The 15,105-nt window shown below is 60.3% G+C and carries 12 protein-coding genes; 7 read left to right on the top strand and 5 right to left on the bottom strand.

Annotated features, from left to right (window positions below; genetic code table 11):
- Positions 1 to 205: 205 nt before the first annotated feature.
- The 3 genes from brnQ to MHX61_RS08580 form a co-directional block, all read right to left on the bottom strand.
- Positions 206 to 1,606: a branched-chain amino acid transport system II carrier protein gene (gene brnQ, locus MHX61_RS08590; RefSeq protein ID WP_239194153.1), complete on the bottom strand. Its 1,401-nt coding sequence runs from the start codon at positions 1,604 to 1,606 to the stop codon at positions 206 to 208.
- Positions 1,607 to 1,810: 204 nt separating this feature from the next.
- Positions 1,811 to 2,941: a MalY/PatB family protein gene (locus tag MHX61_RS08585; RefSeq protein WP_239194151.1), complete on the bottom strand. Its 1,131-nt coding sequence runs from the start codon at positions 2,939 to 2,941 to the stop codon at positions 1,811 to 1,813.
- A 52-nt stretch (positions 2,942 to 2,993) separates the two neighbouring features.
- On the bottom strand, positions 2,994 to 4,904 hold the full coding sequence (locus tag MHX61_RS08580) for an ABC transporter ATP-binding protein (protein WP_239194149.1): 1,911 nt from the start codon (positions 4,902 to 4,904) through the stop codon (positions 2,994 to 2,996).
- Between the two features lie 185 nt (positions 4,905 to 5,089).
- Here MHX61_RS08580 and MHX61_RS08575 point away from each other — a divergent pair, with 185 nt between their 5' ends.
- Complete coding sequence (locus MHX61_RS08575) at positions 5,090 to 5,638, top strand: hypothetical protein (protein WP_239194147.1); 549 nt, start codon at positions 5,090 to 5,092, stop codon at positions 5,636 to 5,638.
- Positions 5,635 to 6,171, top strand: coding sequence for an isopentenyl-diphosphate Delta-isomerase (idi, locus tag MHX61_RS08570; RefSeq protein WP_239194145.1), 537 nt, complete (start codon positions 5,635 to 5,637; stop codon positions 6,169 to 6,171). Before MHX61_RS08575 ends, idi begins: the two co-directional genes overlap by 4 nt.
- Before the next feature lie 16 nt (positions 6,172 to 6,187).
- Here idi and MHX61_RS08565 read toward each other — a convergent pair whose 3' ends face one another.
- Positions 6,188 to 7,486 carry a carboxylesterase family protein gene (locus tag MHX61_RS08565; protein WP_239194143.1) on the bottom strand — a complete coding sequence of 433 codons (1,299 nt, stop codon included), beginning with the start codon at positions 7,484 to 7,486 and terminating at the stop codon, positions 6,188 to 6,190.
- A 38-nt stretch (positions 7,487 to 7,524) separates the two neighbouring features.
- On the opposite strand from MHX61_RS08565, the gene MHX61_RS08560 reads away from it, so the two are divergent.
- Positions 7,525 to 7,740 (top strand): hypothetical protein, encoded by a 216-nt coding sequence (locus MHX61_RS08560; protein ID WP_239194141.1) that lies wholly within the window; start codon positions 7,525 to 7,527, stop codon positions 7,738 to 7,740.
- Complete coding sequence (locus MHX61_RS08555; protein ID WP_204611235.1) at positions 7,733 to 7,972, top strand: hypothetical protein; 240 nt, start codon at positions 7,733 to 7,735, stop codon at positions 7,970 to 7,972. Before MHX61_RS08560 ends, MHX61_RS08555 begins: the two co-directional genes overlap by 8 nt.
- 37 nt (positions 7,973 to 8,009) lie before the next feature.
- Here MHX61_RS08555 and malQ read toward each other — a convergent pair whose 3' ends face one another.
- Positions 8,010 to 10,142 carry a 4-alpha-glucanotransferase gene (gene malQ / locus MHX61_RS08550; protein ID WP_239194139.1) on the bottom strand — a complete coding sequence of 711 codons (2,133 nt, stop codon included), beginning with the start codon at positions 10,140 to 10,142 and terminating at the stop codon, positions 8,010 to 8,012.
- Between the two features lie 85 nt (positions 10,143 to 10,227).
- Here malQ and MHX61_RS08545 point away from each other — a divergent pair, with 85 nt between their 5' ends.
- From MHX61_RS08545 to MHX61_RS08535, 3 genes are all read left to right on the top strand, one after another.
- On the top strand, positions 10,228 to 12,060 hold the full coding sequence (locus MHX61_RS08545) for a long-chain fatty acid--CoA ligase (protein WP_239194137.1): 1,833 nt from the start codon (positions 10,228 to 10,230) through the stop codon (positions 12,058 to 12,060).
- Between the two features lie 252 nt (positions 12,061 to 12,312).
- Positions 12,313 to 12,993, top strand: a complete 681-nt coding sequence (locus tag MHX61_RS08540) for a hypothetical protein (protein ID WP_239194135.1) — start codon at positions 12,313 to 12,315, stop codon at positions 12,991 to 12,993.
- A gap of 551 nt (positions 12,994 to 13,544) precedes the next feature.
- Positions 13,545 to 14,957, top strand: coding sequence for a hypothetical protein (locus tag MHX61_RS08535; RefSeq protein ID WP_239194133.1), 1,413 nt, complete (start codon positions 13,545 to 13,547; stop codon positions 14,955 to 14,957).
- Positions 14,958 to 15,105 lie beyond the last annotated feature (148 nt).

Genomic DNA, 15,105 nt, shown 5'->3' with positions numbered 1-15,105 from the left:
AAACCACGCAAAGCACTCAACTGGCGCACCCCAGCCGAAGTCATGACCAACGCCCTCACACAAACCGGTAGCATCAAACCAAACTAACCATCATCGTTGCAACGACCCCTAGAATCCGCCAACGGTAGGCACACAGAAAACTCCCCTCCGCCTCGGCGCTGCGATGCAGTGCGGAGAGGGAGGGGAGTGAAGCAGGAGAAGGGTACTAAGCCCCGGCGAGGGCCTCAGCCTCGGCCGGTTCTTCCGCTTGTGGGTTGGCGGCGGCGTGCTTCTCGCCGGCCTTGGTGGCGATATCGACAACGAGGCCGATGACTGCCGCGATAGCGGTAGGAACAATCCAGCCCAAGTCCACGGACTGGCCGGGCGCCAGGCTCAAGAGGGGATCGAGTGTGTCGGCGCCCCAGCCCTGGGCGGCGATGACGGACAGAGCCGACCACAGCACCGATACCCACAGCGCCAGGCGGTAGGTCCAGTAAAAGACGACGGACTTCTTTACCACCGGCTGGATCAGGGTGAGGGCGATCAGGGAGATAGCGGGTGGGTACAAGAAGGTGATGAACGGAACCGCGATAGACAGCACCGTATCCAGGCCCTGGAAGGCAAAGAGGATGGACAGCGCGGTAAACAGGCACGCCCATACGTGGTACTTGACCTTGGGCATGAGCATCTCGAAGAAGGCCGAGGTGGAGGTGATAAGGCCCACCGCGGTGGTCATGCAGGCCAGGATGACGATGGCAGAGAAGACTGCCTGGCCGATGGTGCCCATGGTGAGATTGGCGGCGTCGGCAAGCAGGGGCGCTCCCGACTCATAGGACTGGCCGTTAGGAATGGTTTGGCCTACCCACGCCAAGCCTAGATAGATGGCGGCCAGCAAAAAGCCCGCAATAAGCGCGGCGGTGATGGTGCCGTTGACCAGGGACTTGCGGGTCTTAAAACCCTTGGAGCGCAAGGACGCAACAATCACGATGGAAAAGGCCAAGCCGGCAATCGCGTCCATGGTGTTATAGCCCTCGAACAGGCCGGTGACCATGGGGGAAGAAGAATAATCCTCGGTAGGGGTCTGGGGATCGCGGCCGTTGCTAAAAGCGGCCAAAGTGATAAGGACGATCAACAGCGCTACCAGGGCTGGGGTAAGGAACTTCCCCAAGGTATCGATGATGGTGTTCGGGCTCCAGGCCAGCACTAAAGCGATAAGGAAGAAGACGATATTGAAGATGCCATTGGCCATCGTTCCTTCCCAGCCCAGAAGTGGGGTAATGGCGGTTTCCATGGACACGGCGCCGGTGCGCGGCAGGGCGTAGAAAGCACCGATGGCCAGGTAGGCCATCACGGAAAAGACCAAGCCGAAGAGGGCGCCGCCGTTGGAGCTCAAATCGCGCACGGAGCGGCCAGAAATGGCAACGGCAACAATAGCTAGGACCGGAAGGAGCACGCCGGCGGCCAGGAAGCCGAGGACGGCGGGCCAAAAGTTGGTGCCGGCCGAAACGCCCACCATGGGCGGGAAGATGAGGTTGCCGGCGCCGAAGAACATCGAAAACAGCATCAGCGACGCAATTACGATGGTGGCGCCGGGCTTAGAGGTGCTTGACGCAACTGGGGTAGCCATTGTGGCTCCTTAATTTTCCATGTACAGCTAGAATGCGAGGAAGCTTTCCCATTCCGCCGAGGGTGGTGGCGGAGGCGGGGTGCCTCTTCGCGGTCCGAGGTGGCGGGTCACGCCTGTTCGTGTAATGAGACATTACCGCCCACATGGTGAGAAATCAAAGCGTGGGGGTGACGCAGAATACATGGTGGTCCCAGCTGGTTCGGCCTAATCGAGGTCCGCGAAGGCGCGCTCCATGCGGTCGAGCGCTTCTTCCAAGATTTCGCGTGAGGTAGAAAAGTTCAATCGCGCATGACCCGGGCCGCCGGTGCCAAAGGTATCGCCCTCATTAAGCGCTACCTTCGCATTCTCCCGCAACCACTTGGCCGGCTGCGGGTTGCCGCCGATAGCGGTATCGGCAAAATCCAACCACAGGAGGTAGGTGGCGTCCGGCTTGCTGGTCTTTAAGCCGGGGATGCGCTGAGGCAGCTCCTCCACCAACCAATCGCGGGTCTGTCGCAGGTACGCTATTTCTTCATCGAGGAAGTCGCCGCACTTGCGGTAGGCAGTCTCCGCAGCAAGCACGCCTAGAGTGCCCGTGCCATCCTTGGCTACGCCTGTGAGGCCATTCCACGTGTGTACATCGGCCGTGTTGGAGAAAATGATCTGCGCGCACTTCAGGCCAGCTGTATTAAAGGCCTTGGACGTCGCGGTTACCGTGATGGTGCGCTCCGCGGCCGCCGCGCCGAGCGAGGCCACCGGAATATGCCGGCCCTCATAGACCAGCGGGGCATGGATTTCATCGGCCAGGATGCGCGCATCATATTTTTCTGCCAGTTCTACCAGGCCGGTGAGGAACTCCTCATCCAAGACGCGCCCGAGCGGATTATAGGGATTGGCCAGCAAAATAGAGCCCGCGCCCGCCTGGAAGGCACGCTCAATATCGTCGAGCTCCAAGCTGGTCTCGATTTTCTCGCGGCCCGCGGTGCGCGGCAGCTCCAAAAGCGGTGGGTAGGAAGGAACCGGCACAATCACGGGGGAGTCCTCGCGAGTGAAGTACTGTACGCCGAGCAATAGGCCGCGCACCACATCGCCGATCCAGAAAATATGGTCGGAGTTGGGGCGCCAGCCATAGCGCGTGTCATAAAAATCAGCCACAGCCTCGCGCAGCCCCGAGGCCTTGGGTGCTGGGGTATAGCCAAAGGTTTCCTTATCCACCATCTCTTCCAGCGCCTTCTTTATGGCGGGCGCGGTGGGGAAATCGGACTCGGCGATCCACAGTGGCAGGACGTCTTCCTCGAAGACGGTCCACTTGCGGGTTCCGCGGGCTTGCAACTCTTCTAGGCTAGGAAACTCCATGGCCATAACCATAACGCGAAGCCCGCGGCCAACCCAGCGCTTTTATGCGCTTTTATTCATCTGCGTTGTCGGCCCAGCGGGAGGCCTCCTCCGCGTCTTCGGATTCGGAGGCAGGGCCGGAGACAAAACCATACTTCTTCAACCGGCGGCGGTCCGCGGCCGAGGTGGATTGGGTGAGCTTGAGCAACTCGGCATAAATGCCACCGGATTGCGCCAGCTCGGCCGGAGAGCCCATCTCATCAATGCGGCCGCGATCCAGGGTGATGATGGTATCCACATCCGCAATGGTGGACAGGCGGTGGGCAATAATCAGCGTGGTGCGGTCCTTCATTAGCTCATCCAGGCCGGCCTGCACGGCGCGCTCGGACTTGGTATCCAGCGCCGAGGTGGCCTCATCCAGGACCAGGATGGGCGCGTCCTTGAGCATGGCGCGCGCCACGGAGACGCGCTGCTTCTGCCCGCCGGAAAGCTTCAGACCGCGCTCACCAATGACCGTGTCATAGCCGTCCGGGAAGGCTTGGATAAACTCATGGGCATTGGCGCGCTTGGCGACGTCCACGATTTCCTCCTCCGTGGCACCCGGCTTGCCATAAGCGATGTTCTCGCGAATGGTGCCGGAAAAGAGGTAGGACTCCTGGAAGACCACACCCACCGAGGCGCGCAGGCGCGAGGCGGTGAGATCGTCTACCCGGTGCCCCAATACATCCAGGTGCCCGGCCGAGGGGTGGTAAAGGCCTAGCAGGAGATTGACCAACGTGGACTTGCCGCCGCCGGATTCGCCCACGAGCGCCACCTTGTGGCCCTCAGAGGCGGCGAAGGAAATATCCTCCACCACGGGCTTGCCTTCCTCGTAGGCGAAGGAGACGTGGTCAAAGGAGAAGACCGGCGCGCCGGGTGTGGGCTCGAGCGGCGGGATAGGAGTGAGATCCAGTTGCGGGGTATCGGAGCCGGTGGTGGCGGCTACCAGCTCGCGCGAGGCGGTGGGTTCGAGGTCTTCTTCCATGACCTTGAAATAGTCTTTAGAGCCGGCGATCGCGCGCTGGGCAGAGTCGACGATCCAGCTCATCATGAACACCGGCTGCTTGGCCATGGCCACCATCTGCAGCAGCATGACCATGTCACCGAGGGTGAAGTGGCCCTCGAGCGTGCGCCAAAAGACCACCGCATAAATGCCCAAGAAGATTAATGCCATGGCAATCCCGCGGAAGGTATCCATCAAGTGCCACCAGTTGGATTGCGGCTTGGTGGTATCAACCACGCTACGGTAGCGGCGAGCAAAATGGTCGAGCTCGCGGGTCTCGCTCACAAATGACTTGGCCACCTTGACCTGGCCGATGACCTCCGCAAAGCGGCCATTGGCTAAGTCGATATTTTCATTTTTGGTGGCCTCAAATTTCTGCCAGCGCTTCGAAGTCAGCGCCGTAAGCCACATATAGACGGGGAAGAGCAGAGCCAGCAAGATGGCCAGCGGCCAGTAATACCACGCGGTAATGGCCAGCACGGCGACGGTCTGGATGATCATCGTGAAAAAGTTATTAGAAAAGGACTGTACGAATTGCGTGATATTGGCAATCGAGCGATCTAGCCGGGCGATGATCGTGCCGGTGACCTGGTTATCGTAATAGCCTTGGGGAAGTGCCAAAAGCTTGGCAAAGTAGCGGGTGGATAGGATTTGGCGCAAGCGCGCGACCATGACATCGCCGATATAGCCGCCGATATTGCGGAAGAGGGCATTGGCGGCGTCGGCAAGAAAAAGCGCAAAGGCCAAGAGTAAAACGGTGCGCAGCGCAGCGTCGACCGGGCCATCGTTTTGCAGAGCCTCCACGATGGTATCGGTGGCCTGGCGGGTCAAAAAGGGAGAGACCAAAGCCAGCACCGCGGTGACCGCGGCGGCGGCTAGCACGCCGAGATAAAAAGGCCACAGGGCAGAAGCACTGCGGGTGATGCGCAAAATGGAATTCATAAATGACCACACTCAATTCAAAACGGCGGGTAGTGCGCGAATTTAGGAAATAGGAGAGATTTAAGCGACTGCCCAGTATGCCACATGCGGCGTTAACGAGCGTAAATGCCTAAGTTCCGGAAGGAGTAGGCTAAGGTACTTGTGCAGAAATACAACAATCTTCGCGTGCAAAGGATCCATCCACGGTGAAAATTTCTCACACACTCGGCGCGGGCGTGGTCAGCGTTCTCGCCGTGACCCTGACCGGATGTAGCGTTCTCCAGCCGGAAGAAACAGGGCTCGGGGACAATATCACCGTCTCCAGTTCCGAAGAGGCTCCGTATGAGGCCAAGGACACCGACGATAAAGAGGTCACCTCTAACCTGGCCGAACCCGTTGAGGATAAAGGCCTTGGCGTGAGCTGGGAGCTGCAAGGAGTGTATTCCGATAATAACTCCGGTGGCTCCGTGGTGACCATCCTGCTGAAGAATGAAAACGACGTGCCCTTGCCGGTCGACGCCTTTGAAGATCCCACCCTTGAGCGTGCCGACGGCAACGGCGGCTGGGCCAAGATCAACTCCTTGCGCTATGACAAGGAATCTGCCCCAGACGTGGAGCCACCGGGGCTCGATCACCCGTTGGGCGCAGGCGCCTCGGTAAACCTGCAGTATCGCTTTGACGTCACGCCTGGCAACCTGTGGAATGCCCGCTTGCACATTGGCAACGTGACCTGGGTAGGAGACCTTAATCTATGACGGAACTTGTAGTCTTGGCCTCTGCCGCGGGTGAACCCATCGGCACCGCTCCCAAGGCCGAAGTTCATACCACCGATACCCCGCTGCACTTTGCCTTCTCCGCCTGGCTAACCTGCAGCGGCAAGGTGCTGGTAACCCGCCGCGCGCTGGGTAAGCTCACCTGGCCCGGGGTGTGGACCAATGCCTTCTGCGGCCACCCCGCCCCCGGCGAGGAAACCGCCGATGCGGTACTGCGCCGCGCCACCTTTGAGTTGGGTATTGCGCCTGGAGACCTGTCTACCCCGCAGCTTATCCTGCCGGATTTTTCTTATCGCGCCGTGGATTCCTCGGGCACGGTAGAAAATGAAATCTGCCCCGTGTACACGGTGGAGCTTTCTACCGACGCCGCGTGGGAACCCAACCCAGACGAGGTGGATTCCTATCAATGGGTCGAGCCGGCGCAGCTTTTCGCCGCGGCCGATGCCATGCCCGGAGTCTTTAGCCCGTGGATGATTGACGAGCTAGCGGACGATAAATTGCGCGCTGCGCTGTAATTTCGGTGCGCCAGTTTTATAGGTCATCTTCGTCGTAGAAGGCCGCGGCCACATAATCCAAGGTGGCATAGGCTAAGCGGCGCTCGTCCGTATCCAGGTCAAATTCCAGCACGTTATGGTCATCGCCGTAGCTGGGGAATCCGGGCTCGCCAGTGGTGGCAAAGTGGCGCAGCCATTCATTGAGCTCACTGGCGGGGGTTTCCTCGCCGGCCTCGTTTCTGCTTCCGTCAAAAAGAGGGCCCAATTCCGCACAATGCACCGCGGGGGAATGGGTGCGCGTAAACTCCATCATCCACGTCGGGCCTGGGGCATGCGCAGCCACCTGGGCGGCCCACCGGCGCACGGCGGCGTCACCGATGAGACGGCCCATTGGCCGCTGCGGATCCACGTAGTGCGCTAGCTGCCGCCACTGCTTGAAGTGCTCGTGCGATACGCCAAATTTGGGCGAAAGGTAGCTGGTAATAAAACCGGCTAGCGCCATCTTGTCTATGCGCTGCGCGGCGGGCATATCGTAGAACTCATCGCGGGTAGAGGTCACCACGATGGGAATATCCGCCAGCTCCTCGGCCTGCAATGGGGCAGGACCTAAAGCAACGTCGAAGCGGTATTTCTTGCGGAATTTGGCATACCCCTTGGCTAGCGATTCTGGGTCCAATTTCTCCAGAGCTTGGCGCGTTATGGACACACCGAGGCACTTGCGCAGATCCGCCACGCGGTGCTCAAAACGGTCGCGCGGGAATGCTGGCGAGAGTGCCAGTACGCGGCGGAAACCACCCCGGAAGTGATCGCGGCGCGTCAGCCATAGGCTCATCGCTGCACCGGCGGACTGGCCCACCAAAGTGATATTGGTCTTATCCCCGCCAAAGGCCTCGATATTGTCCTGCAACCATTCCAAAGCCAGCAGGCAGTCATCGATGCCGCGGTAGCGGTCCGCCTCATCGCCATCAAAGCGCGCGAAGCCAGCCAAACCGACGCGGTAGCCCACCTGCACTTGAATAACGCCGTGGCGCGCATTTGTCGTACCCGTAAGACGCGGGTCTTCGTGCGTTCCGTGCTCGTAGCGCCCGCCATGGATATAGACCACGACGGGGCACTCGGCGGCGTCGGCAGGCGCGGTAATAGACAGCGCAATGTCGTCTGGATGCGGCTCGCGGGCATCCTGGTCACAGGTGCCCTCTAGTGGCTTGGCGGGGGAGAAGGGGCTGGGTATGGTGCTATAGCGCACCGAGTGGAAATAGTGCAGGCCATCTCGGCGCACGCCGGTAATCCGGCCGGAGGCGGTGGCAACGGTAACGGGTATTTGGGCACTCGACATGTCTGCCAGATTACCGCGAGCAAGTAGGATGAGGTGCCATGGAGTGGTTGACGAGCTTGGGCAGCACGCTCTCGCAGTTTTTGGTGCAGGCGCCCGTATGGATACAAATGATCATCGTGGTGGCTATTGCCGTGCCACTCATGGTGGTCATCGCCTGGTGCCTCATGTGGGCAGTCGATCGCGTGGCCAACCGCGCCGCCGGCGTGATTTCTCAGCAGCGCAACCGCCGCACTAAAGTAGACCACCATGGCTGAGGAAAACAACGAGCGCGCACAGCAGGAACGCGCCGAGCTGCGCGCCAATCCGCGCGAGGGCCTCTGGGACCCCGAGTCCAAGCGCGCCGCCCAGTCTTCCGCCGCAACAGATACACCGGGCGCGCAGCCGATAAAGCGCAAGCGTGCCCTGCCCAAGTCCCGCGTCTCGCTCACGCTGTGGACAATGATCGCCCTCATCATCATTGTCGCGCTCATTGGCCTGTGGACTTAAAGACCCCGCCGATGGAGCCGCGCGGGAAAATCCAGTGCTAGCTCTTGCGGCTGGTGGATTCCAAACGCTGGAAGAATTCCAGCCCAGGAAGATCCTCGATAAGTAGGGCATTACCGGCCGTATCGCACAGCGGCACGCACCAATTGGGATAAAGCTCGTGGGTAGTGCCCGGCTGATTTTGCGCGCGTACATCACCCACCATGTCCACCAAGCTGGTGCACACAAGCGCCGAAGGCGTGCCAGCGATATACCGGTGCAGGGCCACGCTGAGATCCTCCTCCGCGCCGCGGGAGGCGCGCCCATCCGGATCCACGCGGTAATCGCGCTGCGGCAATAAGCCGCGGTCAGCTACCGCTCCCAGCACGCGGGCCTGCCACTCGATGTCATCGCGCTGCTCGTCCTCGACCGAGCAGGTCAGCACGCCTAAGCGCGCGCGGAGCGAAATATGCTCGCCGCGCAGGTACGCCAAGGTTGGCGGCAGATCGTGCGTATTGACCGAGGACAGCGCCAGCTTGCGGTACTTTTCCTGTGGCAGCGGGGAGTAGTCATCATCGTCGTGCTCAAACCATACGATGGATGTTCCCAATACCGCCTTGTGGGCGAGGACATCTTGTACCCATGGCTCCAGGGTGCCGAGGTCCTCACCAATGACCACCGCGCCGGCGCGCTCTGCTTCTAGCGCCAAGATACCCAGCATGGCCTCAAAGTCATAGGAGACATAAGTGCCCGTCAGCGGGCTGGCCATGCGGGGGATCCAGTACAGACGGAATAGGCCCAAAATGTGGTCCACGCGCACGCCGCCGGCATGGCGCAGCACGGTAGAGAGCATTTCGCGCCACGGGGCATAGCCCGCGGCGGCCAGGCGCTGCGGGTGCCATGGCGGCTGCGACCAATCCTGGCCCTGCTGGTTATAGTCATCCGGCGGCGCACCCACCGAGCACTGCGGCGCCAAATACTCAGTGAGGTTTACGGCATCGGCACCGCCTGGGTGCACACCCACGGCGAGGTCAGTCACCAGGCCTAGGCGCATGCCGGCATCGAGTGCGCGCTGCTGCGCGGCGGCCAGCTGCTCATCGCATAGGAACTGCAGCCAGGAATAAAAGCGCGTGAGCGTGTCCATGTCCAGGCCTTCGGCATGGCGCTGGCCCGATTGCGCCGCGGCATCCTGCTGCGCGCACCACGCCGCGAAATCACGCAGTCCACGGCCCTCCTCGCGGGCGTAGCGCACGAAGGCCTCCTCACGCTCCGGGGTGGGCTGGTAATTAAAGAGCTCGCGCAGCACCTGTAGTTTGGCCTCAAAAATGGTATCGCGCTCAATTTCCTCGGCGCTGCGGTTGCGCTGGCGAAACTCCTCCGCCAGCTCGCGCACATCATCCTGTAAGTCCTCTGGCAGGAGCTTAAGCTCCGGGATGGATTCGATGTGCAGGTAGAGCGGGTTGATAAAGCGCCGCGTGGTAGGCAGGTAAGGCGAATTTTCCACCGGCGGCAGCGGCTCGGCCGCATGCAGCGGGTTGACCAGCAAGAAATCCGCGTGCGGGGCGAGTGTTTCTGCCAGCTGGCCTAAGTCCTGGAAATCACCAATGCCCCACGAGAAATCCGAGCGCACCGAATAGAGCTGCGCCATCACGCCGCTAATCGGGCGCTCCACAAATTGATCGGCCGTAGAAAGGCGCGCCGGGGTAATGATGAGCGGGCAGGCATGCTTGCCGATGCCCCCGGACTCCAGCACCAATTCGTGGTAACCCATGGGCAGGTCCCCGGGAATGTGGAAGCTCGCCTCGCCCCAAAGCGTGCCATCGACGTTGGCGTCCGGGGCATCATTGGGATCCTGGTAGACCTCGCGGGTGCCGCCGCCTTCTAGCTCGATGTGTAGGTCGGCCGCAGCGCCAGCGTGGACGTGGACTACAAACCCGCGCTCTAGGCCCTGCGGTGCGACGACGCAGTGGGGGAGGGGCTGGGAGGAGCGGTCCAAGTAGTCGTCGTAAAGCAGCTGCGTTAATGCTGCATCGTCTGGGTCGTCATCGATATTGATGCTCAAGGCGCGCAGGGTATAGATGATGGTGTCTTCAGCGACGTGGACGGGGAAACCAGACTGGGAGGTATAGCTGGTGGCCACACCGTGGCGCTGGGCGAGTTCTTCAAGCAAGGCGCGGGTAGTCACAGGCCACATTGTGCCACGGGTGCAACGCGCCTGCTGGGGAACAGATTGGTACAGTAGGCGGAGATTAATAATTAGCTGTTCGAAAGGACACCGCGTGACCCTGCAAGAAGTCCACACCCCAGCCCAATTTACTATCGAGCCGGGCGAAACCTGCTTGACCGCCCTGATGGACACCGCCAAGAAGCGCCCACATGGCGTGATGTTTACTCGCCCTGCCAACTACGAATGGGTCAACGTCACCGGCAAAGAATTTATCGATGAGGTTTTTGAGGTAGCCCAAGGACTCATCGCCTTGGGTGTGGAGCAGGGAGACCGCGTCGCGCTGATTTCCGCCACCCGCTATGAGTGGTCCCTGCTGGACTTTGCCATCTGGGCCGCCGGTGCGGCCTCCGTGCCGGTCTATCCTTCCTCTTCTGCCTCCCAGGTGCGCTGGATTATTGAGGACTCGGGCGCCGTGCTCGCCATCACGGAAACCCGCGAGCATTCCGAGCTGGTTGAAAACCTGGTCTTGCAAGAAGACGGCGAGCCCAACCTCAAGGGCTCCCCCTCCCAGCTGCGCCGCGTGCTGGAAATTAACTCCTCTGCCATCGATACCTTGAAGTTCGAGGGCCGCGGCGTGGCCACCGAGGAGGTCTACGCCCGCATCAAGGCCACCTCCACCGATGACCTGGCCTCCCTGGTGTATACCTCGGGCACCACTGGTCGCCCTAAGGGCTGTATCTTGACCCATCGGAATTGGCTGGCCCAGACCCGCGGTCTGTGCACCAACCCGATTGGCATCTTCGCCGTGCCGGGCAGCCATACCTTGACCTTCCTGCCGCTGGCACACGTCTTTGCCCGTGCGGTATCCATTGCGGTGGCCATGCGCGGTGCCTCCCAGAACCACTGGTCCGATTTTTCCACCATTTCTATCGAGTTCGCCCGCTCCCGCCCGAACGTCATTTTGGGTGTGCCACGTGTCTTTGAAAAGGTGCGCAACTCCGCTGCCGCTAAGGTGGCCGATTCCGGCATCAAGACCTTGCTTTTTGAGCAATCCGAGAAGGTAGCCATCGAGTACTCCAAGGCTTTGGATAAGCCGGAGGGCCCGGACCGCCTGCTGAAAGCCAAGCACAAGGTCTTTGACAAGCTGGTGTACTCCACCATCCGCAAGGGCGTGGGTGGCAACGTGAGCTACTGCATTACCGGTGGCTCGGCCATGGGCCACGACCTGCTGCACTGGTACCGCGGCATCGGCATCCCGGTCTATGAGGGCTATGGCTTGACCGAGGTCGCCGCCGCGGCCGCGGTGGACTTTGTGGACCAGTCCATCGGCACCGTTGGCCCGCCGATGGGTGGCGTGACCTTCCGCATCAACGATGAAGGCGAAATCTGCATCAAGGGAGATATCGTCTTCCACGGTTACTGGAATAATCCGGAAGCCACGGCCGAGGCCCTCGAGGATGGCTGGTACAACACCGGCGACCTAGGTGAGATTGATGAGGACGGCAAGCTTGTTATCACCGGCCGCAAGAAGGATCTCATTGTCACGGCCGGCGGCAAGAATGTCTCGCCTGGCCCGATGGAGGATATCCTGCGCGGACACCCGCTCATCTCCCAGGCCATGGTGGTAGGCGATGGCAAGCCCTTCGTCGGCGTGCTGCTGACCCTGGATCCGGATATCCTGAAGCGTTGGAAACTGGATCACAATATTCCGGAAAATCGCCCCATGCGCGAGCTGGCTACCGATCCCACCCTGCGCGCGGAGCTGCAGGATGCCATCAACCAGGTCAACGCCACCGTTTCCCATGCGGAGGGCATTAAGAAGTTCTACATCCTCGAGTCCGATCTCACCGAGGAAGGAAACGAGCTGACCCCCACCATGAAGGTTAAGCGCAACGTGGTAGCGCAGCGCTATGCTGCGGCCATCGAGCACCTTTACAAGCGCTAAAACCACACTGCGGGGACACCCGAGGATTTCCCTCGGGTGTTTCTTTTTGCCGTGCTTGCCGATGCCCCTCGGTGCAGCTCACCCCACCACCCTCACCCCAGCAGAGGCGAACCTGCCATAAACCTGTGAACGGCTTCGGAGTGTCGCACGCCCGCGGCGACTGATCTGGCATAGAGTCGTGAAGCGTTACAGTAAACCTCAACCTCTACTAGAGGTTAGAAATGAGACTGCGGAAGGAGTGGCTCGAAGCCAATGCACAAAATCGCCGCCGAGCTGCGCCACCGCGAGCTCACACAAGAAATTTATAATATCGGCGACGAAGTCGCAGAATATCTCGAGCACCTCATTGAAGCCATCGAGGATTGGGACGAAGAGCTGTGCATGGATTGCCTGGCTGAGCTAGGCGATATCGTCGAAGATGCCCGCGTGGATTCTGGTAGGTGCGTGGGCGAACTGATGGGCCTGCGCCAAGCCTTGGTCTCTGGCGTGCGCTCCGGTACCATTTCCGCCGCTTCTTCCGGCGTGAACGACGTGGAAGAGCCGGAACAACTGACGCCGCGCCTATTGGACGAGCGATTCCCCATCTCCAAGCCCATCGTGGTGCACGAGCTGGCTGAGTCCCTGCGCTCTCGCACTCAGGCCGTGGCGGATTACCTCCGCGAGGTAGTTGAGTACGTGCTTGCGCAAACCGACGCCGTGGCCCGCAACCTTGATATGGTCTCCCTGCCGCACCTGTACAAGCGCACCGGCGAGTCCGCCCTAATTGCGGTCCAAGCGTGGAAGCACACTGTGCTCGATACGCACCCAGCCTATGTGCGCACGATGCGCGGGCATAACCCGCCACAGTTCCTAGAGGAACGCGCTCGCATTGCCGCGGTGGTAGAAAAGGTCCGAGCCAAGCGCGAGGCTGCCCGCCGGGCTACAACCGCATAAACCACATAGACTTCCTTGTTTCACGCAAGGGGATGTTCACGGCCACCGAGATTCCCTCTCTCGGTGGCCGTTGAAGTTTTCTGCGCTAGGGTGCCCCAATTCGGGGAAGTATTTAGGGAAAATTTAGGTTAACGGCCGTTCCATATAACTTTTGTTATGCCTGTTCAGTGGTTTGGGTGCTGTATCCAGCGGTATTGTTGCTGGATCAACCTTAAAAATCTAAGTAGAAAATATTCTCAACGCACTGTAGGGCATTCCGCGTCCATGCGAACGACGCGACCTAGCACCATCCACACGCGGCGCGCGCAATTTCATTCTTTAACCACACCTACAGGGAGTTAATCCATGGGCGCACGCCGAACTTCTCGCCTTATTGCAGCGCAGTAGCCGTAGCCACTTTCTCTTCTATTACCGTCGTTCCTAGCGCCGTCGCCGCCGACGACACCACCTTCGTTGAGGAAAGGACTACCGACGATACCGTTAGCCTCAACGGCATCGAATTCGATGAAGACGGCAACCTGCTGGAGGAAAACAACGCCGGAGATAAGGCGATGGAAGAACTCGACGCGGAAGAAGACGCCGCCGAGTCTATTACCCCGTACGCCTTAGACGGCGCGGAAGAGACCGCCGAGGCTCCGGCTTCTGAGGAGTCTGCAAAGCCGACCACCCTCGAGGAACTTGCACAGACCGAAGCCTCCAACGGCGACGTCAATGTCAAGGTGGTCAAGGATGAGCAGAAGGACAAGCTCGTCTGTGAGGTAACTGATGCCCCTGACAAGGAAGGCAACATGCTTGACCTCAAGCTTGCGCTGGCAAAGGCCTTCTACGATGGCGGCGAAAAGATCCTCAAGACCGTCTGGGAAATCATCCCGGTCGTCGGTGACCTGGTTCCGTCCGACTTCATTGACAAGATTTCCGGCAAGACCTGGGACGGCATTGCCAAGCTGGTCGAGGAAGGCGAGAAGGACAAGACCGTTACCTGGGACCTCTCCCGCGCCCAGGGCATGGCCATCGGCCGTATCGATAACGCCGATGCCGATGTTGATATGAATAACCCGGATGCCGCTAAGAAGACCGTATCCGGCCTGCTCAAGTTCGCAGACGGTACTTTTGGCACGGGCGCCAAGGTTATCTTGAAGCTCTTCAATGCAGCCGTTACCATCGCCGGCCTGGTTCCAGGTGCGAGCGTCGCCGGCGACCTGAAGCTGAGCAAGGATCAGCAGGAGAGCATCGAAGACTCCCTGAACAACATCTCCACCGCAGCCTCCAATCTCGCGGCTGTGAACGCCCCAGCCGGCCAGCTGTGCTCCGATATGCTCAACGGCAAGAAGACCAAGAACCAGCCTGCCGAGGAGAACCCTTCCGAGGAGCCTTCCTCCGAGGAGACCACTTCCGAGGCTCCGGCTTCTGAGGATGCTACCTCTGCAGAGTCCACTCCATCCGAGTCTGCAGAAGAGACCTCCACCGAGGAGACTTCCGCAGAAGAAACGACCACCGAAGAGCCGACCTCTGAGGAATCCACCGAGCCTTCCACTACCGAAGCTGCTGTTGTTCCAGGCAAAGACAGCCAGGACGGCAAGGCCGGCCAGGACGGCGTAGATGGCAAGGATGGCCAGGATTGTCAGGACGGTCGCGATGGCCGTGACGGACGTGACGGTAAGGATGGCGAGAAAGGCCGCGATGGCCGCGATGGTCGTGACGGTCGCGATGGCGAGGATGGCCAGGACGGTAAGGACGGCCGCGATGGCCGAGACGGACGTGATGGTCGAGATGGTCGCGACGGCCGCGATGGCATCAACGGTAAGGACGGCAAGGACGCAGACATGTCTTCCGTCGCAGGGTTCTCCTTCCTGGCTGCGCTCGTAGGCGGCGACACGGTGTTGGGCATCCTGTCCACCATTGACTACCTCTACACCCACGGCATGCTGCCGAAGAACAGCGTCCCATGGCGTATCAACCAGTAAGACCTTCCTGTTGAGGCATTAGCTAGAAGCAGTAAAGCCTCCGCGAGCATATGCTCGTGGAGGCTTTTTCTTATTGCGGGTGAAGTTTCGGGGTTCTCTTGCGAGGCATTCGCCATTACCCTCCCTTCGCGCTCACCGGGACAGCGGA

It is taken from the genome of Corynebacterium sp. ACRPF (genome assembly GCF_022347395.1).
Taxonomy (GTDB): domain Bacteria; phylum Actinomycetota; class Actinomycetes; order Mycobacteriales; family Mycobacteriaceae; genus Corynebacterium; species Corynebacterium tuberculostearicum_D.
This window is presented reverse-complemented; position numbering and strand designations above follow the sequence as displayed.

Bases quoted from the DNA above. Each gene is read 5' to 3' on its own strand.
- MHX61_RS08580 (WP_239194149.1), bottom strand. From the start codon at position 4,904: ATGAATTCCATTTTGCGCATCACCCGCAGTGCTTCTGCCCTGTGGCCT.
- MHX61_RS08555 (WP_204611235.1), top strand. From the start codon at position 7,733: ATGGCTGAGGAAAACAACGAGCGCGCACAGCAGGAACGCGCCGAGCTG.
- brnQ (WP_239194153.1), bottom strand. From the start codon at position 1,606: ATGGCTACCCCAGTTGCGTCAAGCACCTCTAAGCCCGGCGCCACCATC.
- idi (WP_239194145.1), top strand. From the start codon at position 5,635: ATGACGGAACTTGTAGTCTTGGCCTCTGCCGCGGGTGAACCCATCGGC.
- MHX61_RS08535 (WP_239194133.1), top strand. From the start codon at position 13,545: ATGGAAGAACTCGACGCGGAAGAAGACGCCGCCGAGTCTATTACCCCG.
- MHX61_RS08585 (WP_239194151.1), bottom strand. From the start codon at position 2,941: ATGGAGTTTCCTAGCCTAGAAGAGTTGCAAGCCCGCGGAACCCGCAAG.
- MHX61_RS08560 (WP_239194141.1), top strand. From the start codon at position 7,525: ATGGAGTGGTTGACGAGCTTGGGCAGCACGCTCTCGCAGTTTTTGGTG.
- MHX61_RS08540 (WP_239194135.1), top strand. From the start codon at position 12,313: ATGCACAAAATCGCCGCCGAGCTGCGCCACCGCGAGCTCACACAAGAA.
- malQ (WP_239194139.1), bottom strand. From the start codon at position 10,142: ATGTGGCCTGTGACTACCCGCGCCTTGCTTGAAGAACTCGCCCAGCGC.
- MHX61_RS08565 (WP_239194143.1), bottom strand. From the start codon at position 7,486: ATGTCGAGTGCCCAAATACCCGTTACCGTTGCCACCGCCTCCGGCCGG.